This window comes from Comamonas resistens, from assembly GCF_030064165.1.
GTDB lineage: Bacteria > Pseudomonadota > Gammaproteobacteria > Burkholderiales > Burkholderiaceae_C > Comamonas > Comamonas resistens.
Window position 1 is genome coordinate 4459571 of sequence record NZ_CP125947.1, and the last position, 25185, is coordinate 4484755.

The window sequence follows — 25185 nt, forward strand, 5'->3', positions numbered from 1 at the left end:
AAGACACACTGATTAGACGGCGAACTTGAAGTTGTCAGCTTGGCTCAGTTGATCAGCAAACACACCCGTCAACTCAATCTTGAAATTGTGGTTGGAGTTGGAAGTGATGATCACCTTGCTGTCCGCAGCAGTCCAGAGACCGCCGACGCCGGTACCGTCATGGCCAAGACCAGAGTCGAAATAGGTCTGAGTGATGTTCAGATCTTGCTGACCCTTGATGCCCAGTGCCGACAGATCCAGCACCGTCACGTCACCCAAGGCGCCACCTGCATCGGTATTGGTCGAAGTCGTTGCAGCGTGAGCATTCTTGCCCTGGAAGTTGGTGATCTGCCATGTCTGAGCCGTACCGTCCAGCTTGACCGCATCGGTTGTGAACGTGAACGTGGTCACGGTCGCGACAGCAGCGTTGTGGGCAGTATCAGCAAAGTTGATGCCATAAGCACCCACCTTGACTTCGGTGTTACCCGTAGTCACCAGGGTCGAGCCAGCCACGCCGCCATTGGTCAGAGCAGCATCGATCGTGCCAGTCACGGTGCCCTTGTAGCCCGACACATCCAGCGTCTTGATGGAAGACGACAGAAGGTTCAGCTTCAGGCTATCGGCAGTCGTGCCAGGGCCAGAAGCCGCACCCACGCCACCGGTCACCACGATCTTGTCCGTGGCGCTGTTGATGGCAGCGCCCTTGGCTGCAATCTTGTCAACGATGGCTGAGTTGCCAATTTCGGTAAACACGTCAGCCAGGGTCTGAACGGTCACCGCATCATCGGCGCCCACCTTGGCCTTGACATCCGACAAGTTCAGGTTAAACGCCTTGTTGTTGCCAACATCGGCCACCACATCCAGCTTCAGGTTCACGGTCTTGAAACCGTCAACCGTCAGCTTCTGAGCGTTGGCTGGGCCTACGCCTGCAGCAGCCTGCTTGATCGTCAGATCCAGAGTCGAGCCTGCACCGCCGGCATTGGTCTTGAACACATGCTCGTTACGAAGGTTCGTGCCCACGTTGTCGACGTACGAGCCAATCTGAACCTTTTCCGAGCCTTGCAGGCCGATCAGATTCAAGGCGGTAGCAGTGTTAGCCTTGCTTTCGTACAGCGTCACGCCAGTGGTGTTCACGGCATTGAACTGACCGCCGCTGAAAGCGAGGGTTTCAAAGCCGGATACGGTGGTCTTGCCCGTGGTGAACACGCCGTCAGTGAAGGTCAGCTTGTCCTTGGCACCCTGGCCGCCCTTGTAGCTGGCGGTCTTGTTGGCGTTCACTGCATTGGCGACATTCTTGTTCACCGTCAGCGACAGATCGGCGGTCATGGCGGAGCCATCGACCTTCAAATCGGTCACTTGAGCGGCGGTGAATGCACCCGCAGCGGAGATGTTGGACGCAGCGTTCAGCGTCGCAGTCAAAGCGTGATCACCAGAGAAGTTGAAGGCGTTCACATTCACAGCGTCGATGCTGGTGATGACGTTTTTGGTCGTAGCGCCGTCCACACCGGCAGACACCACATCCAGCGTGCGAACAGCGCTCTTGTTGGTGGTCAGGTTGCTTGCATCGTCGCTGACCTTCAGCGTTGCCACGGTCAGCGTGCCGTTGTTTGCTGCGTCAGCGGGGTTGTCCACCAGAGCGGTGTTATCCAGCTTGACCGTCAGCTTTTCGCTCTTGGCGGCCTGGAAGTCCAGCGTACCGAAATTCTGAGCTTTGTTGGCATTGCCAGCACCAGCGGTCTGGTTCTTGCCGGTCACGACCACGGAGTTCAGATCCGTGGGCAGGTTGCGCAGCACGTTGCCAGCACCAGGGGTGACATCGGCTACCACCACGCTCTTCACGCCATTGAGCGTAGTGAAGTTGTGATCGCCGTCTTCGATTTCGTAGTTCTGGAAGTTCTTGAACGACTTGAACACGTCTGTACCAGCCTGAGCACCGGTGGCCATGCCCACGTTGCCATTCATCACCAAGGTGTTGGTACCTTCGCCACCGTCCACGCTGGTGGTATTCAGGCGACCAGGATTGGTCAGCACCACGCGGTCATCGCCCGCACCGGTATTGATGTTCATCACAAAATTCTTGTGATTGGAAACAGTTGCACTCACCACATTGATGTTCAGCAGGTCTGCACCCTGGCCACCGGTGTAGTTGAACTCCACAGGCTTGGTGGACTTGTCCAGATAGCGGGCCACAGAGCCATTGGCGCCGTTAGCGTTCAGGTTGATACCCAGGTTCAGGTCACCCTTGAATGCAGAGCCATCAACCACGCGCACATTGGTCAGACCATTTTGCAGACGACCGTCCAGACGGTTAGCCACAATGTTGCCAACCTTCAGGTCGCCGTCGGCACCCTTGTTGGTCAGATGCACTTCCTGCAGGAATTGATGCTGAGGACCTGCATTCAGACCGTCGTTCTTGCCCAGGTGATCCTCGGAGCGCACGGCAGACAACCAGCTGTCACGGTCCACAGCAACGTTGAACTTTTCCACGCCGCCATTGCCCAGCGAACCGATGTCCAGAACGCCACCGGAGCTGGTACGGCCCACGTTGTCGAGTTCGACTTGGGTGGTGATCAGCTCTTGGCCGCGCTCGGGCTCGCCCACCTTCTGGTTCCACTTGAAGTCGCCAGCGGCAGGGATATCGCCGGTGGGGGTCAACCAGCTGCCTGTACCGAAGGCCTTGCCTGCAGCGTCGGTCAGGGTGATGGTGTTGTCAGCGTTGAGCTTGAAGCTCACGCCAGCCAGGTCGGCATTGTCCTTGGCAGCAGCTTCCAGAGCGGCCAGCAGCTCGGCATGGGTGGTCGCGGCGCCAATGGCGTCGGACTGCAGGGTGATGGACTTGCCGCCCAGAGTGAACTTCACGCCGTTGAAGACGTTGTTGCTCAGGTCGCCAGGGGCGCTGATCTTGTCCAGGGTCAGGGTCAGGGCCGAGTTCTTGACGGTGCCGTTGGCCTTCAGTTGCTCGGGGTCGAAGTACACGCGGAAACCCACTTCGGGGTCGGTGTCACGCATGCCGATGGTGGTGTCTTCGGGACGGGTGCGCACGTCTTCGATCTGGATGGTGGCGCGGCTGTTATCCGTCCACCACTCCTTGACGCCCTTCATGTTTTCAGCGTCGATGTGCGAGTTGTTGCCGTGGGCGGCAACACCAAAGTCAGTAGGACCGGTCTGAGCGCGCAGAACCACCTTCTGGATGTTCTCGGTGGTGGCGCTGATGGCGGGACCGAAGGGGATGCCACCGGAGGTGGTCAGGGTCAGGTCGGCCTTGAGCACGTTGCCGGTGCCCTTGGCGATGATGGTGTCGCCGCTTTCCAGGGTGTTGGACACATTGCCCAGCGTGCCGGCTTGCTTCAGGGAAGCGGTGAAGGTCTGGCCTTCTTGCGTGGCCACGATGTGGTCAGCACCCAGGGTCAGCTCGTTGCCGGCGTTGTTGCCACCGTTGACCAGCTTGTCGATGGCGGCGGGGCTGGACACGTCGGAGTCGGCAGTCACGTTGCCCAGAGGGGCTTGCAGCTTGGCCATGTCGGTTTCGCTGACCAGCTTGACTTCCGTCAGGTACTGGGCCACGGCAACCTTGTTGGCAAACATCTTGGCGGTGTTGCCCCATTGTGCGTCGTCATGGGGCTTGGCGGCCAGGTTGGAGAAGATCTGGAAGATCACATCGCCACGGGTCCAGCCGGCGTTCAGGGAGGCGATCACGTCGGCTTCGGCACCCGCCTTGGCTTCGGCGGAGGCGCTGGAGCCCACGACGTTGGCGATCAGCTTCTGGGCGAACTGTTCGTTCGTCAGGAAGGTGGGGTACTGGGAAGTGAACTGGGGCTTGGTCGTGTAGACGTTCACGATCTGCTTGGTCGTCATGCCAGCGCCGTACGCATCGTTCAGCTGGTTCATGTATTCCACGCCGGTCACAGCGCCGAATGCCACGATAAAGAACTGATAAGCGTCAGTCTTTTGGGTTTGGGTCATTGCCATTGAAGAGCTCCTAATGAAAAAAAACCAACCACCGACCTGGCTTGGCTGGCAGTTGATGGGCGATTCTCCGGGGTATCTGGGGACATGCCAAGCTGTTTTGGTGATGGTGATCACACAAAAAGCCAATTGCCTCAGGGAGCGATCTCCCTACCCGAAGCGTCAGCGACGCATTATGGCCCAGCATTGCACGGACGCCTGCACTTTTTCCGAGTGGCAATTTATCCAGCAAGACGGCCTTGTTCCATGCCCCCGTCCTCTTGCAGAAGCAAGACCTGGGCTCTCAGAGACTCAGAGAGCAAGCCCCCCCAGGAAGGGGCAACCCGGCCAATGCATCCAAAGAGTCCCATCCCGCAGAAGAGCCGTGTTTGCATGTCGCTACCCACATGCCTCCACACGTTGCAAAGAAGCAACAAATCAATTCACCCTCTACCAGTACCGCCGCCCGCCCATAGCGCATGGCTGTGCACTTGCCTCTGCCCTCTTTCCCTGAGAAATAGAGCATTGATTGCATTTCACCAACCGCTTCAAGCGCCAATACGATCTGGCCGCCATGCCCACACGACTGCTGTACTAACCCAGCCTTGATCCCCCAAATCTCAGAACACCTGAGGCATCTTGCCAGTCAAGCAAATTGATAGCTGTTAGAGCAATCAGGGTAAGGGATAGATGCTTGTTGCATCATTATTCATACAGGCTATCTATACACCCTTCCCCAAAGGGAGAGGGATTTGATTCCATTGGCTTTTCAGGTACGGTGGCATTTTCCCGCCCACCGATCTGCGCATTACCAACTACGCTTCCAACTCAGGCTGATGCCACGGTCCTGCCATTGATAGAGAGCAAGATTGCTCCAGCGGCGCGAGAGGTAGACGCTGGAGCTCAAGCGCCCTCCCAGCCATATCTCGGGCCATTGTTTCTCAAGCGCGAGGTAGCCCGTCAACAGTTGCCGCGCCTGGTTGTGGCGCAGCAAGGGGCTGTAGCCTTGCAAGTCTTGCTGGGCATAGAGATAGCTCTGGACTTGCCACCCCTGGTTGAACCCCCAATTTCCCTGGATCCCCGTGCGCACGGCACTGGGAGTGGCATTGAGGCTGTGTTCGTACTCTGCCCAGCCATCCAGTTGAAGGCTGACCTGACCTTCCTGCCATTGACCCAACCCCGCCTGAACCCGCAACAGCAAGCCATGCCGCTGGCTCTGGTTCTCGGAAAAAACCCCCAGGCTGTATAGTGCTTGCGAAGTTGCCGCTGCTCGGCGCGAGGGTGACCAAAGTACGCTGGCCACATCCCGGCGTGCGCCGTCCAGACTCTGCTGACTGGAGAGATTCCAGAACAGCGGCTCAGACAAGCCCAGAGGCCCCGCCAATGCAATACGTGCACCGGTATGGGTGTCTGATAGGTTTGCACTCTGGGTACCCAACAGCATTTCCAATCCATTGGCCCAACGCTGATAAAGCAAGGTGTTGAAGGTAGTTGCACTTCGAGGCTTTTCACTGAGCGCAAGAGCTATATCACCATCGGGCAATGTCAGCGTGACACTGTCGGCGCTGGAGCGCGCCATGGGGTTGCTGCTGCGCCCCACACTCCAGATGAGCTGGGTTGCCGCCTGGCTGCCGCGCGCAGCGGCATTTACCGCTTGCGTGGATGCCCGGAGATCTTCGTTATCCAGCATGGCCTGCAAGCGCAGACGGTGCCCCTCTGAAGTGCGTTCATCGTCGCGCAGCGTCTCAACCAAAGCCTTGGCGCTGGCGGTGCGGTCACGTACCGCCAAGACCATGGCCAGTTGCAGCATGGCTTGAGCGTCATTGGGCTTGTACATGAGAATGCGCTCGAGTAATAGCTCGACCTCAAGCCATTGCTGCTGCTCCAGCGCTTTCTGCACCTGTGCATGGAGAACACAAACCTCATGCTCCTGCAATTCTTTATCGGTTCTGGCTGGCTTGTCCACGCAGGGTGTCTGCACTCCTGGTGGCACGGTAGACGGCAAAGCCAATGATTGGCCCACTTCTCGCACTTGCGCCATGCCATGACCCATCCACAACAGAGAAACGCCGCAGGTCGTGGCAAGAATATATTGCTTTAGGCCCATGAATCAATTGACAGCGCGATAGATGAGCCGGGCTCCGGACTGCTCGAACAGCAGGAATTGCCCCAGGGATTGCAACGCTGTATTGCCGTTGGCAATAAGAGTTTGTGCCGCATGCGGGCCTAACAGGATGGGACCATCAAGTTCAGGGCTGATATCCAGAATACCGATGACATCATTGGCCGCAGGTCCCAACAGCACGCTGCGCCGCCCCCCCTGCGCACCGACAACACCCAGGAGATACGCGCCACTTTCCATGGCTGCATAGAAAAGTAGCGGAGCTTCCTCCAGTGCATTGCGTGCGAGGATTGGCTCCAACTGGCGATGCAACTCTTGCATACAGGCCAAGGCCTGGGCACATGCACTGGCATCAGGCCAGCTCATATAAAGAGTATCGCCCTGCGCATGTTCTAGTTGCCCGCCATATTGGAGTGCTGTGCGCATTGCGGTGGTGTGTACGGCATGGATCAGAGCCAAGGATTGCAAGCTGTCAACGCGCCCGACCCACCGTGCCAAGCCATCCACACGCACTGCCGCCAAGACACCAGTATGGGATTGACCCAAGCTTTGTCCCGTCGGCAGTTGGGTCGCAATCTGCTGCGCCAAGCGTGGAGGAAGAAAGCTCTGCAGATGCTGAGCCAGTGCCTGAGTCTGGCGGCGCAGCAACAACGTCAACAGCGCCAGAATCGCCATCGCGTAGGCAAGCAGCGCCAACACAGGAGCAGTAATTGGAAACACAGCGCCAAGCACTGCTCGCCCCGCCCAAGCCAGGCCAATAGGTGCAAGCAAACCAATCGCAAGCCCTGGCACCAATGCCGTCAGCTTGTAGCCTGTGCGAGAGAACGGGATAAGCCAGAGTCCGGCCAGCATGGTCATGATGGCGGCCATCAAGGCTGGTGAACGCGGCAAATTGGCCCCCCAACCGCTGTGGGGGCCAATAGCTGCAGCCAATAATTCAGCATGCACGCTGACACCAGGTGCCCCGGGGTGAAAGGGGGTGCTGACAATGTCGCGAGCCCCCAAGGCTGTGCCGCCAACAAGAACGATCTGCCCTTTGAGCGATGGCAAACCAGGCTCATCCAGCAACACGCGGCTGGCACTGACAGCCGTCCATTGGGTGTGAGGCCGCCGATAAGGGATATTCAAGTAGCCATCTTGATCAATCGCAAACTGCCACTCCCCTCGCTCCAGCCAATGGGCAGGCTCCCAAGGCCATTGGCCTTCTCGCATCTGCCAAGGCAGCAGAGGTTCACTAGCCTCTGCTGCAGCCAAAGTCAGCTGCGAAATGCGCAAGTTTTCCGAGCCAGCCTGAAGGCAGACCACTGCAGGTAAACGACGCAGGCGGCCATCCGCATCCGGTGTCGCCGCAAGATGCCCAGCCTTTGCTTTTGCGAGTGCAGGAGCTATGCCCAAATAGCCACGTATCTGAGCATGTTTGGAGCAAAGATCGGGGGCATTCGTGTCGTTACCAAGCAGCCCCTCATGTGGAGGGTTGCTGACCAATGCATCAAGAACCGGGACCACCCCAATCACTGTATCGGGGCGCACCATTTCTGCTGTCAACCGGACATCGAAGGGAGTTGCGTGGGAAAAAAACATGTCCCAGACTTGCAGCCGGGCCCCCTTTTGCCTCAAGTTATGCGCAAGCTCTGCAATGACTTCACGCGACCAAGGCCATGGGCCAATTTCCTGCAGGCTGCGCTCATCAATATCAATGACAGTGATGCCGGCTGGAGCCTCATGCACCGGCTGCCAACTACTGAGCAAATCATGAATTTGCCCATCTGAGCGCTGCGCCAAGCCCAGCGTGGAGAGCCACGCGGCCATGCCCCCCGCAAGCAATAGCATCAGCCACAGCCAGCGCTGAGCCCCCCCTGTGGGAGCTGCCACCGCTCTATGACGTTCCACGCAGTCCTCGACTTATTTTTTGTTCCACAGCGTAATGCCTTTATAAGCGCCACCTGTGGCATCAACTTGAAATAGGTATCCTGCCTGAGCGCCATCTAGGCTAAGTGCGCCAGCCACCCGCTGATTAGGCGCACGCCCCAAAAAAACACCATCCGTATTGATTGCTCCACCAACTTGTAGATGTTGGTTAGGCAGACCCGCTGTACCGATATTCATGCTGGTCTGGAACTGAGAGCGGTCAAAATTTACCTGCAGCCGGGCATCGCTAAGCTGCACCATCTGCACATTTCCTGCCGTGGATGTGTAGTAGCCCTCTCCAGCCGCCAGCGCGAAGTTGGCCGTACCATTGAGCCCTGCGGCCATGGGCGTCCCCGCCACACCTTCACGCCACAAAGCATAGGCCAGGGGTTCGCCTACGGTCACTGCACGGCCAGCGCTCGCAGTAGCGTAGGCAAGGGGAAGCGTCAACGGCAATGATTTAGGGTTTTCATATGACCTCCCCCAAACCAAAGCGGTGAACTGCTTTTCTGGTAACTCCACAACGTGGTCTGGAACATCCGGCTTTCCGCTCCCGATTGGAGGTAGCTCAGGCTTTGTCAAAGTGATCCCTGCCCAATCTGGGCTTTGAGCAGTTTGTACAGACGCCGAGGCTCGGGTCACAAGCACTGATGTGGATGTACTTGCATCTTCAGAATTACCTGCTGAGGTTCGCGCCTGATTCTTGGCGACTGCCACTCCCCCTGCCGCTGAAGGGGTCAGTTGGATACTGAAGGATTGCTCCAACTCAGCCAACTTCAGAGTGTGCTGTTCCAAGTGGCCTTCGCCATAGGCCATGAGATATCGTCCTTCACCAGCCTTGCTCAGCACCGGTTCTTGTGGGGCCAACCTAGATTGAACTGTGATAGCGCCCTCATGTACATAGGTACGTACGGCCGCATTGTCAGCCTTGGCCAGAAAGTCAGTGCCGCGCACACCAATCGCCGCAACAGGCGTGTTGAGGTGATAGCGCTCGGGCTGTCGCTTTGCAGCCTTACCTGAGATCTGCCGTATCGTCCCTTTGAGAAGCTCAAGCCGCAGATCGGAATCAGCACCGTCCGTATCGTATTTGTATTTGCGGATAAGCAGCTCAGATCCAGAGCGTAGTGCCACTCGCCCCTCATCGACAAAAACCAGCATGACCATACCATCCTCACCGGTGACAAGGCGGTCACTTTCATGCAAGTTCAAGCCCCGCTGTACTGGCAAGGTCTCTCCATTGGAACGGACAAGGGAAACCTGCCCAACCACAAGGCTGACATACGCGACCGCAGGCAGCCTTTCTTGCGCAAAACCAATGCTCGACAAAGCCCATGCCGCAGCCAAAATAACGAGGGAGGTCTGAATTTTCATGGGCCTGCTCCTTTCACATCGCCGCACGAGAGTCCAAGCGCTCTCAGCTGTAGCATTTTTTTACCTTTGGAGGCGCTATTCTACGGCACTCCGTATAATGCGGGCCTCCACTACATTACACGCTGTGGTGGGCATGTGCCATGCCTCATCCGGCATTGGAGGTGGCTCATCCTGAGCCCGCCAGATTCAGGCGTTGAGCTTCACGGACACAGAACTTCTTGCTGCACACTGTCGCATTTCATCATCGCTTTGCATGCTGTTTGACAGCACCATCGATTGTCTATGCGCATATGGACCCTGTGCAAGGCAAAGGGACGTAGCGTGGCAATTTCTCAGATAGCATTGGCTTCTTGCCGCTTTTTTGCCTCAGCACCACCCGCGGCCTTGCAGTTTGCAGCAGCGCACATGGAGATGCGTCACCTACGCAAGCGTGAGTTGTTGGGAGATATTCAACTGCCCTTCACGGGCTTTGGCATCGTTTTGCAAGGCGCCATGCAGGCCGTGGATATGACCATGGACGGCAAGGAGGTCGCACTACTGAGTGTGCAGCCCTATGAAACTTTCGGGCATATAAGCTTGTTAGCAGAGCAACCGCTGGCACTGACCTGGGTCGCCACAAGCGCCTCCACAACGGTCGCCTTGATGCCTGAAGACAGAGCTTTGCAGTTGATGCAATTCCCTGAGCTGGTTCTGCAACTCGCCCGCTCCACCAGTCAGCAGGTATGTGATTTGTTGAGCTGGCAAAAGATTCAAGCCATACATCCGGTCAGCGCCCGTGTATGTGCCTGGCTGCTGCATCACGGCAGGCAGCAAATGGAAATGCAGTTACCAACCCATGCCGAATTAGCATGGCGGCTCAATACAACACGCGAATCTGTGACTCGCGTTCTGCAAAAGCTTCTCACAGATCAAGTACTGCAACGTGATGGAGATACATGGCGTATTACCTCTCCAGAAACATTAAAGGATTTAACCCGTGGCAGTGAACGCTGACATTCCTCGTTCGTCTTTTTGGGCTGTGGAGGCTTGGCGAGGACTTGCAGCCTTGATGGTGCTTTGGGCACACTGGGGGCCGCCACTTCACTGGCCCATGGGCCCCATGGCATTTGCCTTTACAGGAGTCGATCTCTTTTTTGTACTGAGCGGCTTTGTGTTTGCCCCAGTAGTGATGGCAGGCCATGCACCTGCACTGAAAGCTTATGTCATACGCCGGATTGCCCGGATCTATCCAGCCTATCTTATTGCCTTGGCCTTATATGCATGGCTTGCTTGGCATGCGGGCAAACCGTTGCTGTATTTACCCGAGCATTTACTGATGGCACAGATGCAGTCACGGGAAATGGTATTTTATTACAATCCGGTATTCTGGAGCCTTCCATCGGAAGTGGCTTTTTATGCCGCAATCCCATTTTTAGCTTGGTGGCTGGGTAAAAACTGCAGTGTGCGCTGGCCTTGGGTATTTATACTGGCTTTGAGTTTACGATTGATCCTAATCTATCCTGCAGATGGATCTGTTCAAAACCTAGCCTATATTTCCCTTCACCACATTCCTGGGCTATTGATCGAATTTTTGCTCGGCATCGTGGTGTGGCAACATAGCCAACAACCAGTCTCCACCAGATATATTTGGCTGTCTTGGCTGATATCCGTCCTTGGTTGGTTGATGCTTGCAGCAATATTTATTGAGATGGAGCGTTTATCGGGGGGAAGCTACTGGAAAAATGGGCAGTTGGGATTGATTGCTGCAGTATTTTTTGCTCTCGCACTTTGGGCGAGTCTGGCTCTCCCCCCACCTTCTCCCGGTGGCAAGCTCTGGCTCTACGGCGTTTGGAGTGGCAAGCTAAGCTATGCTGTATATCTGTTGCATATTGCTTGGCTGAAGCCTGCACAGGCTTTGGTCAATGCTTGGGGTGTACTGGCAGGCTCAGCCCTCGCTCTTACGGGACTGGGGGTAAGCTGCTGGTTGCTGCACATGCTGGTGGAGGATCCAGCACGAACAGTGGGCCGCCGCTTGGCCAAGCGCGTGCAAGCTAGATATAAATCCACATCAGGTAGCCACTTATGAGTACAGCAGCGCAACATTGGAATGACTGGCAAAAGCACCGAAAACCAGGTCGATTCACCGACTGGGGGGATCATCCATTTGCCCTTTCACAGATTTGTGAACAGGCCTTTGGTGATGGAGATTGCGACTTTATCGAGTATATAAAGCGCTGCCTGCCGGATCTAGCCCAAGCACATGTGCTGAGCTTATGCTGTGGCGATGGCGCATTCGAGCACTCCTTGCTTGAAAAAGGTGTTTTCGGACGCGTGACCGGTTTTGATATTTCACAGGCTAGAGTAGATGCTGGCAATGCCGCATATCAAAGCTTATATGGAGATACTACAGAGCAAAAGATCCGGCTGGAGTGCAAGGATGTGAATTGCGAGCCCTATGGGGAGGAAAAATATGATGTGGTATTTGCAAAATCTTCACTGCACCATATTGAAGAATTAGAGCATGCTTTCACACAGATACGACGCTGCCTCAAGCCAGGTGGAAAGCTAGTGACCCTCGACTTCTTCGGGCCCACGCGTTTTCAATGGACATCTCAACAGCTAAAGATTCGCTCATGGTTCTGGAGAGAACATGTACCTGAAGCGCTACACTATGATGCCGAAGGCCGCGAAATTCCTGAAATCGACCGTCCCGATGTCAATGCAATGATCGCCATGAATCCCTCCGAAGCAGTACGCTCTGGCGAGTTGTACGAGCTTTTAAATCAACACTTCACTCCAACCCATGATATAGCCTTGGGAGGGGGGGCTGGTTAATTTGCTGCTCTACGGAGACATCGTCAATAATTTCGATCCAGCCAATGATGAACACAATAATGTGATCCGCAATGCATTCTCCCTAGAGAGGATGCTGATGGATATTGGCGCTTTAAATAGCGACTTTCGAATCATTATTGCCGATCCAATCCCTTTACCTACTCCACATAAACATTGGTGGTCACGACTAGTCGACCGCTAACCCCCGACAAGAAGGTGGCGACAGTTGTTCAATACACGTCTGTATCACCTGGCTGGAAGTCCGGACATGGCCAATCTACATGAAAAGGTTGCCCCAACACTTCCACTGCATGAATGGGGGTCGATACCGCCGGAACTTTGCTTTGTGCAAGCCAACTGATCCAACCTTTTTGCGACTCCGGGCTGGGCATTGGCAGCAACCGCAGAGCCTCAGTGATCTGATCCGATGGCAGGCAGCTATCCACAACCGTAGGTTGCGACTGCATACGCGTCACCAACCACCCCACAAGCTCACGACCCTTTCTCAGCCCCCAAAGAGCATAAAGGGATTGAGCACTATCCAAATTTTGATGAGGATGCATCCAATAACGCCAGCGAATGTAGGCCGCATTTTTAATAATTTTCGGAACCAGAGAGTTAATCTCACTATACCGTTGCCAAATTTCATCAAATACTGAATCCATTTGCAAGAAATCCTCCTCTTGTATTTGCTCTATATGCAATCTCCAAGGATTAAGATGATGCAAGAAATTTTTTATAGAGTAACCATCAGTTTGACCCGATAGAGTCTTGTACTCATTACATACCAGTAAGCGTCGATATACCCCAATACGCTCCCCCAAATTAGCTGGCCGCACTCCAGGGAACCCATACATATATAGCGGAGGCTTCGTACATGGACCATGTGCCAACTGCCTCAATGCATAGTTCATTCGTAAATATGTACTATGAGGTCCTATACCTGCTCGATATTCTGGGTGAAGCATGACATCACAGACCTGCCCCATGCGCAGAGCCTCTCCTGCGCGCATCCCTGGCAACACCTGCACACCCATATGCCCAACCATGCACCCCGTTTCCATATGCTCCACAACAATGCCAAAACTGTTGGCACCAGGTCCCTGCAGGTATTTCCACTGCCAATAGGATGGCACCATAGGCTGGTGAAAAACATTTTCAAAAAGTTGACACACCTTTGGAAAATCAATAAGAGAATTTATCCTGCGGTATCTCAATCCATCCAACTCTACCGAATTATTAAAATTACTGAAATCAATGAAGAATTTCGATTCTATATTCATAATATTTTTTACTGCATAAGCTAATTATGCAAACCCAGCAAGCGACGCAGTACCCTAGCCCAGCGCACAGGACGAGATTGCTGCAGAAGCTCCAAACTACGCTGAGTTAAACTCCATTCAGCCTGAATGTTCAGACACTGCAATTCAGTTTTCTGCATTTTCTGTTGCACCTGCTGCAGTTGTAATTGCGCTTGGCGCAATTGCGCATCAATTCTCTCCCGCTCTCGACAGACCTGCTCATGTAACAGTTCGGCTTGATTAAGCGCCAACGCATACCACGCCAGAGCTCCACTCTGCTGACCTGCACCCCACCTAACCGCATGCTGCTCCAATATGCGAAGATGCCAGCGTTCCCAGTGGTTGCCATGCAGAGGGTCACTCAGATGAGAGTCTCCGAGGCCCTGGCGATAAATAGCACTGACCCCGGGAACGTGCACAAAATGCCCTTGCTGACTAAGTTGACACCAGAAATCCCAGTCTTCAAGCACAGGTAGCCCTTCATCGAAACAGGCCTGTGTTTGAGTCACTGCATGCAGACGAAACAACACCGCATGAATGGGTAAGTAGTTAATACCACGCAAGCGCCTGGCATCCCAGGGAAAGTCATAATCTCGCAGCCACTGCCCATCCACCCCTTCGACCCGTACACCAGTATATGAAGCAACAGCCGTCCTGTCAGTCTGCAAAGCATTGACCAAACGATCAATATGTTCGGGTTTTAAGAGGTCATCATCATCGAGAAACAGGGCAAATTCTCCCCGTGCCGATTGCAACCCCAAATTCGCAGCCGCTGAACGCCCAAGCGATGGTAGATTACCATTGGTACTCACTTTCGGATCAACCACACGCAAGCTTATTCGCTGAGCAGGATATGGAGGAACAGAATGAGGCAATCCACTGGCATTGATGATCAGTACTTCGATGTTAGCGTAGGTTTGCTGAGCAATGCAGGTCACAGCATCGAACAGGCTTGGGCGAGACATGCTGCGGATAAGCACGCTGACTAGCGGTTGCTGGGTGGGCTCACTCGCCAGTCCCATGCTATTGCGCTGCAAAGGCCAGTATGCCATTTCACTCATCACACTAGGCCTCTGTAGATCCTGGGCAGAGAGGTGCCAAAAAGCTTCGGCAGCCTGCATACCCGCTTGACCAAAAGCCCGTAATTGCGCCATGTTCTGTGCCAAACGCAAATAGCTATGGCGCTCTTCCTGGGAGGCAAAACAGGCTAGGGCTTTCCACTTGAGTGCAGCCTCCTCGGAAATATCAACCAACACATTAGGCTGACTAGGCGCTCCAACCTCATAGAACAAAATTTCTACAGGCTGTAATAGGCTACGTGCGGCAGCCATGCCGGCCAGAGCCAATACCTGATGATCGGGATGCGGCTCCGTCAGCGCAGGCAGCAGCAGCCAATGTACCGACTGCTGCCGCAGTGTTTGAGCAATGCGCTCGATCAAAGGCAAGTTGTAGCGCAGTTGGCGATCAGGCAAGTGCCAGCACTGCGGCTCAGGCAAGCCCAATACTTGCGCGGCAGCACAGGATTCTGCCAAGCGCGGGTTATCCATTTCAGCAACGAGATCCACGCCTGCCTGACCTGCGGTGACAATCAGCGACTCGACATGCAATCCTTTGCGCTTGGCTTGCAACAACAAGCCTGCACAGCCCAATACTTCATCATCAGGATGGGGAGCCAAGCACAGCATATGCTGGCCGGCCTCTAGGTTCAGCCTTCCCAGAGCGTAGTCAGGCCGGTTGTTAGCGTGTCTGTCGAGCATGCCGAATTGTAAGAGCCGTGGGTCCTTATAGAAGGCCGTTATTCCCTGGCTTTGTGTTCTGGAGTTGTATTACGTTGAAACGTCTTGTCTATCTGTCGCCGGTTCCATTGAATAGCCCGTCACAGCGACCCCACCATTTCGTGGAATGGGCACATGAGCGCTTAGGTTGTGAGGTGTACTGGGTAGAGCCTTACCCCGTGCGCCTGCCTCGTCTTTCCGATGTCCGCCGCGTCATGCCCCATCCAAAGGTCCAGAGCTCGAATTTAGGCCCAAGCTGGCTAGATGCATCGTGGCTGAAGGTATTGCAAGCACCGAGCCTGCCGCTGGAGCCTCTGCCAGGAGGGGCCATATTGATAGGCTGGCTGCAATACGCTTTGCGACAACAATTGAAAAATCTGCTCCACGACTCAAACACTTGGCTCGTAGCAGGTCGCCCAAGCGGCATGGCGCTGGCTCTGTGTGATGCGCAGCAAGGACGCAGGGTGCTGTATGACGTCATGGACGATATGGCGCAGTTCAGCCAAGGGATCTCGCGACGCTGGATGACTCATACGCATCAACACCTGCTGACGCAAGCCGAAGCGGTTTGGGGGTCTTCAGAAAAGATATTCCAATCACTGCAAGGTCTTACATGCGCGCCCCCCACGCTTGTGCGCAATGGTATGACAGCTCCACCAGTATGTCCTTTTGATCCAAGTTTGGCAGGTGGCATAGGCACCTCAGCCCATTCTCAAGCGCCCTTGATATTGGGTTACGTAGGCACATTGGCCACTTGGTTTGACTGGCAAACATTGCATCGAGTGGCCAAGGCTTTACCGCAAGCGCAGTTCCACGTATATGGACCGATCGAGGGCACCGCACCACCAACCTTACCCTCCAATGTGCAATTACTCGGTCCGGTACCACACGACCAAGTCTTTGCACTTATGCGCAGCTGGCACGCAGGATTGATTCCCTTTCTTCATAACCAGTTAACGCAGTCTGTCGATCCCGTTAAATATTACGAATATCGTGCCTGCGGTCTACCTGTGTTGAGTACGATGTTTGGAGAGATGCCCCATCACGCTGCCAATGACGAGGGGGTATGGGCATTGGAAACGATGGAGTTGGCATGTTTAGAAGAGCGCTTGCGCCACTGGCATCAAGTGCTGGAACAACGCCATGCCGAAGGCCTGCCATTGACACCTTCCAGTCTGAAAAATGCAACTTGGGCCGCAAGGTTTGAAACGGGAGCGAAAGGATGCGGCTGGTTTTCTGAACTCAGTCAGCCAGCGACCGCCACATCCTTATCCTGACGGCTCCACTCTCCAGGCATCAGCCATGGCCCCTGAGCGCTACCTGCAGCTTTAAGCTCTATATAAGCAAAAGGGTCCACCCATTCATAGACATAGCGCATGTCCTTGCATAACAGGTAAACACCGACACGATAGCGCCCTTTGTTCAAAGGAATATTCGGCAGATCGAAACGAGCGTAAGCATGTCCTTGTTCGTCATGCGCTTTGATGACTCCTGTTTCGCAAAACGATGAGCCGATGATCTTACCGCTCTCAGAGGAGATGACGATAGCCGCACACGGGTGCGGTTCCTGCTCGCTCACCTGCAGATGTATATCCACCGTCAAATGGCTTTGACGACTATGTCCATGAAGCTCTTTACCCACTGTGCCGTCCAACGAGACTTCGGCACGCACCAAGCGCACCAACTCCGGACGCGCGGCACTGAGCAGCCCTTGCGCCACTTCGGCCTGTACTTCTGACTGATTCGCAGGCGCTGGCTCCTGATTAAGCGAGTCCAGGAACTCCTGGTAACGCGGCACAACTTCCGTTGTTGGTCCGAAAGCGCAAATACTGCCTTGATCCAGCCATAAAGTACGCTCGCAAAACAGGTCCACATGAAACAGTGCATGTGAGCACAGCAGCAAGGCCGTCCCCTTTTCGCGTAGTTGCATGACCCGATCAAAAGAGCGTTTGGCGAAAACGCCATCCCCCACTGAAAGCGCTTCGTCAACGATGAGAATGTCAGGGTCTACGCTGGTTGCGACAGAGAAAGCAAGCCGCACCTGCATGCCGCTGGAGTAGGTCTTGACGGGCATATCCAGTGCATTGCGCAGGCCACTAAATTCAATGATGGAGTCCAAACGCTGCTCTACCTGCTCACGACTTAAACCCATGGTTGCAGCGTAAAGATAGATATTCTCTCGCCCCGTGGCTTCTGGATTGAAGCCTGACCCGAGTTCCAGCAGAGCAGCAATACGGCCATGAGAATGAACTTGTCCATGGCTGGGGGTCAGGGTTCCGGCTGCCAGCTGCAACAGCGTCGATTTGCCAGCACCATTGAGTCCGACAATGCCCAATGATTGCCCAGGGTAGACCTCGAAGCTCAGATTTTGCAACGCAGTGTAGCCGCCCAGACTATCCCGGCCATGACCACGTAGATGGCTCCAAAGTTGGCGTAAGGGCGTACGCTGAGGAGGATAGGTTTTGCCAGCTTCGGCAAAGCGCAAAATGGGATTAGAGGACATCGGCAAATCCTGGCTGTACACGGGCAAAAAACCATCGCGAAAAAATCAACAGCGCCGCTGCAGCCAGCATGTGCATGCTCCATTCGCGCCAATCCAGCATGCGCCCTTGCATTAACAAGCCACGCGCGGCTTCTGCAGTCCAGGCCAGAGGGTTCAATGCCACCATCCACTGCATGGCCTTGGGAACCATGGATGCTGGGTAAAAGATGGGCGTGAGAAACAACAGCAAACTGCTGATCGACGGCGCAAGATGCCCTATGTCACGCAGATACACGCCCACCGCGCCAAGCAGCCATGCCAGCGCTAGGGCATATAAGCACAGGGGAAACAAAGCCACTGGCAACGCCAGAGCCTGGATATGAAGACCTCGCCATATGGCAAAAAGACTTGCGATGCATAGCGACAAGACAAGCTGCACCCCCGAAGCACCAACCACAACAGCTGGGAGCAGCGCCAATGGAAAGCGCACCTTGGTCACCAGATAAGGGTAGGACCAAATGCTGCCCGGACTGCGGTTGATGACATCGGCCACAAAGGTATAGAGCGACAGTCCAATGAAAACCTGCAGCCCATACTCCCCAGCAGATCCATCCCCCACCGGCCAACGAATTTGAAAAAATTTATAAAAAACCAGAGTGAACAGTAATATATGCACCAACGGCTGCAATACGAGCCACCCCGCTCCTACTGCAGAGCTGCGAAAGCGCAATTGCAGCTCGCGCAGCAGCCACTGGCGGTAAACATATATCCATTGGGTCATGACGTGTAAATTCCTTGTAGACCAAGCTGCTCCGTGCCCAGCAATGAGACAATCGGGCAGATGAGTATCTACGCTTTCCTGCAATCGCTATGGCGCAAGCTACCGCTTGCCTCTCATCATAAAGCCCGTTTGCGTCAGGCACTGCGACGAGCATGGCCTGGAAGTGCCACCTCACCAGTAGCGATGAGTGGACCTCTAGGCACTGCCTCATTCAGCTCTCTGGAGCAATTGTGCCTGCAGCCCGTACGATTTACGGCTATCGGGCAAAGAGACTGGATTATCTTCGGAATTATCGGCTGGGACTTTCGCATCCAACGACCACAACACCTAGCCCGAGAGCTAGCCCAGGCTGGGGATACGGTGTTTTACGTTGAGCCCAACTTCGTAGCAAGTAGCCAGCCGGGGTGTACTGTGCGACAGCTCGATCCTGATCTGCCGCTATATACAGTCCAGTTGCATCTTCAAGACGCACCTCAAATCTACTTCGAGCCTGCAAATGCAGTGCAGGCAACACAGCTGCGCTTGTCAATGGCTCACCTATTGGCTCAGTGGGGAATACAGGCCTCCACAGCGATCGTACAACACCCATATTGGACACCCTTGGCGCTGACACTGCCCAACGCCTTACAGATCTATGACTGCATGGACCATCACGAAGGCTTTGGCGGCATGCCGCCGACGTTAGTCGAGCAGGAACATGCCTATATGGACCGTGCAGACATCGTCACTGTGACATCACAATGGCTGCACGACTGGGCTTCCTCCAAAGGACGGCAAGATGCGATCATCGTGCGTAATGGATGTGACTACCAGCATTTCTATGCGCCACCAAAGCAGGCGCATCAGCCACAAGAACAACGCAAGGTCATTGGTTACTTTGGAGCCATTGCCGAATGGTTCGACGTGGAGCTGATACAAAAGCTGGCACAGCGCTTTGGGGATTGTGAAGTTGTGCTTGTAGGCAACGACACCGTGCAAGCGGGACGCGCCCTGGCGCACTTGCCAAATGTACGCCTTGTCGGAGAGAAGCCTTATAACGAGCTGCCGCAGTACTTACATGATTTCGATGTATGTTTGCTGCCATTTCAACGTATTCCACTGACGCTTGCGACCAACCCTGTCAAAGTGTATGAGTATCTCTGCGCGGGCTCCGAAGTGGTGTGTACCGATTTGCCTGAAATCGCCCAGTTTGGTGAGCTGGTGCACAAGTCCGACACACATGAAGGCTTCATTGAAGCAGTCAACCGAGCCTTAAATGCACCTGCAGATCAAGCCATGCAGGCACGTCGCCAAGCCTTTGCACAAAGTCAGACTTGGGCTGAACGTGCCCAATGCCTGCGTAGATCTGTGCAGTCGCTGGAACTGCCGTCGATCAGTGTGGTCGTGCTAACTTACAACAACTGGGCTTATACCGAAGCCTGCCTGGACAGCTTGTTCACGCGCACCGATTACCCAGGTCAACTGGAAGTGGTCGCGGCTGACAATGCTTCGAGTGATGAGACAGTGGAGCGCCTCAAAGAGTGGGCGACCCGGGAGCCCCGCTTGAAACTGGTTCTCAATGAGAGCAACCTGGGGTTTTCGGCCGGCAACAATACCGGCTTGGCAGCCGCCACAAGCGACTATCTCGTGATGCTGAACAACGATACCGTGGTGACACGTGGCTGGCTGCTGAGCCTATTGCGTCACTTTCAGGCCACCCCGTCGCTGGGGCTGCTTGGCCCTGCCACCAACCATATCGGCAACGAGTCGAAGGTTCCGGTGCATTACGAGTCATTGACCCAGATGCCTGCCGCGTCAAGAGTATGGACGTTGGCGCACATGGGACAGTTGTATCCCATGCGTACGCTAGCCTTCTTTTGCGTGATGATGTCCCGTGCCGTCTATGAGCGCATCGGCCCTATGGACGAAACTTTTGGGCGAGGTTTTTTCGAAGACGATGATTATTGCCGCCGCGTTGAGCAGCAAGGTTTGCATCTCGCCTGCGCCGACGACGTTCTCGTGCATCATCGGCTTTCCGCGAGCTTCGACAAAGTGGACAGTGGCGAGCGACAGGCTCTTTTCGAGCGGAACAAAGCTTATTACGAATCCAAATGGGGTGCTTGGCAACCGCACCGCTATCGCGATCACTAACAAGGATTCTTTGATGAAGGTTTTAACTGTTTTTGGCACGCGCCCCGAAGCCATCAAGATGGCTCCACTGGTCAAAGCCTTGGACGCGGCTCAAGGTATACAAACACGCACCTGCGTGACAGGACAGCACCGTCAGATGCTGGATCAGGTTTTGAAACTCTTTGAAATTGTTCCAGAATATGATTTGCAAGTGATGCAGCCAGGCCAAACACTCTCTATGGTAACAAGCCAAATCTTGCTTGGCATACAGCCTGTTCTGGAGGATTTTCGCCCGGATTTGGTGCTCGTGCATGGGGATACAGCAACCACATTTGCTGCCACGCTCGCAGCGTTCTATCACAAGATCCCGGTGGGGCATGTCGAGGCTGGTTTACGCACCGGAGATCTGTACTCCCCTTGGCCCGAAGAGGCCAATCGCTGCCTTACAGGAAAGCTCGCACACTGGCACTTTGCGCCAACCCAGCAGACTCAAGACAATCTGCTGCGTGAAGGCGTACCAGATACACAAATTGTGGTGACTGGCAATACGGTGATCGATGCACTTTTGATAGCCGAAAAAAAACTGCAGAAAGATCAGCCTCTACAGCAAGCACAGCAGAGGAAATTTAGCTTCCTCCGGTCCGAGTCCCGCATGGTATTAATCACAGGGCACCGTCGAGAAAATTTCGGTGATGGCTTTGAGCGCATTTGCAAAGCAATTGCATTGCTCGCCCGCCAACATCCCGACGTAGATTTTGTCTACCCTGTCCACTTAAATCCACAAGTTCGTGAACCGGTAAACCGTTTACTTAGCGGGCAAGATAATGTTCACCTCATCGAACCACAGGACTATCTGCCATTTGTTTACCTAATGGGCCGCAGCTCTATTATTTTGACGGATTCCGGCGGAATTCAAGAGGAGGCTCCTTCTTTAGGAAAACCAGTTTTGGTCATGCGCGATACCACTGAGCGCCCAGAAGCTGTACAAGCAGGCACAGTGAAGTTGGTGGGTACAGAGGTGAATGCAATCTTTGAGGGAGTTCACAACTTGCTGACCGACAGCGCTTTGTATCACTCCATGGCAATAGCTCATAACCCCTATGGGGACGGAGAGGCCTGTAGACGCATCGTGAAATTTCTACAAGAAAAACTGAAATAAAAAAAGGGGGAAAAATTTCCCCTTTTTCAATTAATCTCTCCATTTTGGAAGCTTGAAGCGAATAATTGCCAAATACGCCCCTATATACAGACAAACAAATAGCAGGCAGCACAATACCAACAGCCAACTGGTACGCCAAAAAAGAGTCGCTGGCACCACCGTCAACAACGTAACTCCCCACAGATAAGGCGATGTTCGATTATTACGCATCAGCATTTCTTCTGCTTCATTTTCACTATCGAGGACTACTTTTACCAGGCGGCGATAGATCAACTGATGCAAATGCAAAGCATCCGCCATCCCGGGAGATTGACCGCGAACTTTTTTCCGATAGATAGAAAACAAAGTCTCCGATACTGGATAACACAGCAAAAGCATAGGAAACCAAGGGGATACTTCTGGGTGACGAGCCACCAAAGCCACACATCCATATGCAATCACCCCCCCCCACAGGTATGCACCGCCATCACCGGCAAATATTTTTCCATGAGGATAGTTCCAGACAAGAAAACCGGCCGTCGCACCAACCAGTACCACAAGAACTGCCGCTAACTGCCGGTCTCCCAATTGCAAAGCCACATGAACCAGAGCAAGACTAATGAGTACCGCCACCATGCCAGCTAATCCGTTGTAACCATCAATAATATTGAAAGCATGAGGTAACCCACCAATGGCAAGAACAGCAAGCCCCATACCAATCAAGGGAAATGCATTCAATCCAGAGTCCAAAAAAGGCAAGTCCAAGCGAGCAATACGTAAATCCGCTGTATAGCAAACAACTAAAGCACACAGCAGCGTTACAGCGAGTCGGATACGTACAGAGATACGCTGCGTTAAATCTTCAAGAATTCCACACAGAATAGCTGGGGACAAAAGTGCCAATGGCAAAAAAACCTCTCTGAAATGAGCAGGTATATTCAAATAACGCCCCGCACCCGACAAAACCAAACCACAGATCAGCAATGAGGCCAACATACCAGCCCCGCCTAGCCTAGGCACATTACCTTTATGAAAGCGCTGCGGCATATCGCTACCGTAGCGATGCACATGTTTTCTGGCATGCCATATCAACCATGCTATACACGATGATGAAAGGGCAAACCCTAACAAAAAAATGGTAATCATTGATTAAAAAATTTAGCCCCTTCAGAGATTTTCAAAATCCATGTCAATCACTGATTCATGCTACTCTCATAAAGCCAAACGGACATTTGTGATGCAAAAAGGAAGCATGTGCAGACATGCTTCACATGCCCATCAACACGATATCAGACCGCCAGCCTCGCCAAATCCGCCACCCGATTCATGGCCCCATGGAGCGAAGCCAGCAAGCCCAGTCGATTGGCCTTGAGCGCCGGATCTTCGGCATTGACCATCACATGCTCAAAGAACGCATCGACCGAGGCACGCAATGCTGCCAGGGTTTGCAGGCTGGCGGTGTAATCACCTGCTGCAAACTGTTGCTGGGCTTTGGGCGCCACCTGCTGCAGCACCGCATACAGGCCTTTTTCGGCCTGCTCCAACAGCAGCGCTTCGTTCACCTGGGGCTGAACATCGGTCTCGGCCTTCTTCAGAATATTGCCCACACGCTTGTTCGCCGCAGCCAAAGCTGGGGCCTCGGGCAAGGCCGCAAACGCGCGCACGGCTTCTAGGCGCTTTTGCACGTCGGACAGGCGCTGGGGTTGCAGGGCCAGCACGGCTTCCACTTCCTGGGCGCTATAGCCTTGTTCGCGGAACATATTGGCCAGGCGGTCGTAGATGAATTCGACCAGTTGAGGCGTGGCGTCCTGGATCTTGTCGCCAAAGGCGGGCAAGGTACTGACCAGCAGGGTTTCCAGATCCAGTTCCAGGTCCTTTTCGACCAGCATGCGGATCACGCCCAACGCATGGCGACGCAGGGCAAAGGGATCGCGGTCTCCGGTAGGCAGATTGCCGATACCGAACATGCCGACCAAGGTTTCGAGCTTGTCGGCCAGGGCCACAATCACGCCGACATCGCCGCGCGGCAGTTCGTCGCCGGCAAAGCGGGGCTTGTAGTGGTCTTCGATGGCATCGGCCACGGCCATATCCAGGCCGTCGTTCTGGGCGTAGTAGCGGCCCATGATGCCTTGCAGCTCGGGGAACTCGCCCACCATGTCGGTGACCAGATCGGTCTTGGCCAGCATGGCGGCCTGATCGGCCAGACGGCCCAGCTCGGAGTTGCCCAGCTGCTGGGCAATGCTCTTGGCGATGGCGCGTACGCGGGCAATGCGCTCGCCCTGGGTGCCCAGCTTGTTGTGATAGACCACCTTGTCCAGCTGCTCAACGCGGCTGGCCAAGGTCTTTTTGCGGTCCTGGTCGAAGAAGAACTTGGCGTCGGCCAGGCGGGGGCGCACCACACGCTCGTTGCCGCCGACCACGGCCGAAGCGTCCTGGGGCTGGATGTTGCTGACGATCAGGAACTGATGGGTCAGCTTTCCATTGGCGTCTAGCAGCGGGAAGTACTTCTGATTGGCCTTCATGGTCAGAATCAGGCATTCCTGGGGCACGGCCAGGAATTCCTTCTCGAATTCGCAGACCAGCACATTGGGGCGCTCGACCAGGGCCGTCACCTCGTCCAGCAGGGCCGGGTCGTCAATGGGACGCACGCCGCCGCCAATGCGTTCGGCAGCTGCCTGCAGCTGCCGGGTGATATCGGCACGGCGCTCGGTGAAGCTGGCGATCACGGCGCCCTCTTCGCGCAGTTGCTCGGCATAGCTGTCGGCGTTCTGGATGACCACGGGGTCCACTGCGGCTTCAAAGCGGTGACCATGGGTGGCCGCACCGGCCGTCAATCCCAGGGCCTTCACGCCGATCAGCACCTGGGTGCCATGCATCACGACCAGGCCGTGGGCCGGGCGCACAAAATGTACGCTGGTCCAGCCGTCCTGCAGCTGGTAGCGCATGACCTTCGGAATGGGCAGCTTGGCCAGTGCTTCGTCCAGCGCCTTTTGCACGCCATCGGTCAGGAGTACGCCCTTGGCCGTGGATTCGTAAAACAGGGCTTCGGCCTTGCCTTCGCCCTGGCGCTTCAGAGCGGCCACTGCGGATTCGTCGGCTCCCAGGGCCGCCAGCTTTTTCAGCAGTGCGGCCGTGGGCTTGCCCTCGGCATCCAGCGCCACGGAGACAGGCATCAGCTTTTGCGAGACAGCCTTGTCTTCGGCCTGGGGCAGCACTTCGGTAATGTGCACGGCTAGGCGGCGGGGAGAGGCGTAGGCCGTCAGGCGCGACTCGGTCGATGCCAGCAGTCCCTGGGCCTTGAGCTGCTCGAAGATGACGGCGGCAAAAGCATCGCCGAGCTTTTGCAGCGCCTTGGGCGGCAGCTCTTCGACAAACAGTTCAACCAGTAGATTCGATGCGTTCATGATGATCTTGATACCAGCCAGCACTTGCTAGATCAGGGCTGGCTGCTGAAATTTTG

Annotated in this window: 16 protein-coding genes; 6 read left to right on the top strand and 10 right to left on the bottom strand. The window is 54.8% G+C overall.

Features of this window, described 5'->3' with window-relative positions; all coding sequences use genetic code 11:
* Positions 1-12: 12 nt before the first annotated feature.
* The 4 genes from QMY55_RS20760 to QMY55_RS20775 form a co-directional block, all read right to left on the bottom strand.
* Entirely contained in the window at positions 13-3942 is a 3930-nt protein-coding gene (locus QMY55_RS20760; protein WP_283486002.1) for a beta strand repeat-containing protein, read from the bottom strand.
* Between the two features lie 790 nt (positions 3943-4732).
* Positions 4733-5965 carry a hypothetical protein gene (locus QMY55_RS20765; RefSeq protein ID WP_283486003.1) on the bottom strand — a complete coding sequence of 411 codons (1233 nt, stop codon included), beginning with the start codon at positions 5963-5965 and terminating at the stop codon, positions 4733-4735.
* A gap of 69 nt (positions 5966-6034) precedes the next feature.
* Positions 6035-7855: a CHASE2 domain-containing protein gene (locus QMY55_RS20770; RefSeq protein WP_283486004.1), complete on the bottom strand. Its 1821-nt coding sequence runs from the start codon at positions 7853-7855 to the stop codon at positions 6035-6037.
* A 93-nt stretch (positions 7856-7948) separates the two neighbouring features.
* Complete coding sequence (locus QMY55_RS20775; protein WP_283486005.1) at positions 7949-9325, bottom strand: FecR family protein; 1377 nt, start codon at positions 9323-9325, stop codon at positions 7949-7951.
* A gap of 321 nt (positions 9326-9646) precedes the next feature.
* On the opposite strand from QMY55_RS20775, the gene QMY55_RS20780 reads away from it, so the two are divergent.
* Genes QMY55_RS20780 through QMY55_RS20790 form a run of 3 tightly spaced genes read left to right on the top strand, consistent with a single transcriptional unit; the run spans position 9647 to position 12139 of the window.
* Complete coding sequence (locus QMY55_RS20780) at positions 9647-10318, top strand: Crp/Fnr family transcriptional regulator (RefSeq protein WP_283486006.1); 672 nt, start codon at positions 9647-9649, stop codon at positions 10316-10318.
* Entirely contained in the window at positions 10302-11390 is a 1089-nt protein-coding gene (locus QMY55_RS20785) for an acyltransferase family protein (protein ID WP_283486007.1), read from the top strand. Before QMY55_RS20780 ends, QMY55_RS20785 begins: the two co-directional genes overlap by 17 nt.
* Positions 11387-12139: a class I SAM-dependent methyltransferase gene (locus tag QMY55_RS20790; protein ID WP_283486008.1), complete on the top strand. Its 753-nt coding sequence runs from the start codon at positions 11387-11389 to the stop codon at positions 12137-12139. Before QMY55_RS20785 ends, QMY55_RS20790 begins: the two co-directional genes overlap by 4 nt.
* Before the next feature lie 230 nt (positions 12140-12369).
* Here the strand turns inward: QMY55_RS20790 and QMY55_RS20795 are convergent, their stop codons facing one another.
* Positions 12370-13422, bottom strand: coding sequence for a GNAT family protein (locus tag QMY55_RS20795; protein WP_283486009.1), 1053 nt, complete (start codon positions 13420-13422; stop codon positions 12370-12372).
* A 20-nt stretch (positions 13423-13442) separates the two neighbouring features.
* A complete protein-coding gene (locus QMY55_RS20800; protein ID WP_283486010.1) occupies positions 13443-15116 on the bottom strand; it encodes a PIG-L family deacetylase in 1674 nt (557 codons plus the stop codon).
* Between the two features lie 155 nt (positions 15117-15271).
* Between QMY55_RS20800 and QMY55_RS20805 the strand changes: the two genes are divergently transcribed.
* Complete coding sequence (locus QMY55_RS20805) at positions 15272-16492, top strand: glycosyltransferase family protein (protein ID WP_283486011.1); 1221 nt, start codon at positions 15272-15274, stop codon at positions 16490-16492.
* Here QMY55_RS20805 and QMY55_RS20810 read toward each other — a convergent pair.
* Both QMY55_RS20810 and QMY55_RS20815 read right to left on the bottom strand, forming a co-directional pair.
* Positions 16462-17718, bottom strand: coding sequence for an ABC transporter ATP-binding protein (locus tag QMY55_RS20810; RefSeq protein ID WP_283486012.1), 1257 nt, complete (start codon positions 17716-17718; stop codon positions 16462-16464). The genes QMY55_RS20805 and QMY55_RS20810 overlap by 31 nt on opposite strands.
* Complete coding sequence (locus QMY55_RS20815) at positions 17708-18478, bottom strand: ABC transporter permease (protein WP_283486013.1); 771 nt, start codon at positions 18476-18478, stop codon at positions 17708-17710. The genes QMY55_RS20810 and QMY55_RS20815 overlap by 11 nt, the downstream gene beginning before the upstream one ends.
* Before the next feature lie 600 nt (positions 18479-19078).
* Between QMY55_RS20815 and QMY55_RS20820 the strand changes: the two genes are divergently transcribed.
* Both QMY55_RS20820 and wecB read left to right on the top strand, forming a co-directional pair.
* Positions 19079-20608: a glycosyltransferase gene (locus tag QMY55_RS20820; RefSeq protein WP_283486014.1), complete on the top strand. Its 1530-nt coding sequence runs from the start codon at positions 19079-19081 to the stop codon at positions 20606-20608.
* A gap of 10 nt (positions 20609-20618) precedes the next feature.
* Positions 20619-21746, top strand: coding sequence for a non-hydrolyzing UDP-N-acetylglucosamine 2-epimerase (gene wecB, locus QMY55_RS20825; protein ID WP_328517808.1), 1128 nt, complete (start codon positions 20619-20621; stop codon positions 21744-21746).
* A 30-nt stretch (positions 21747-21776) separates the two neighbouring features.
* Here the strand turns inward: wecB and QMY55_RS20830 are convergent, their stop codons facing one another.
* Together QMY55_RS20830 and glyS are read right to left on the bottom strand one after the other, a co-directional pair.
* Positions 21777-22871, bottom strand: a complete 1095-nt coding sequence (locus QMY55_RS20830) for a glycosyltransferase family 4 protein (protein WP_283486016.1) — start codon at positions 22869-22871, stop codon at positions 21777-21779.
* 143 nt (positions 22872-23014) lie between these two features.
* A complete protein-coding gene (gene glyS / locus QMY55_RS20835) occupies positions 23015-25129 on the bottom strand; it encodes a glycine--tRNA ligase subunit beta (RefSeq protein WP_283486017.1) in 2115 nt (704 codons plus the stop codon).
* Between the last annotated feature and the right edge of the window lie 56 nt (positions 25130-25185).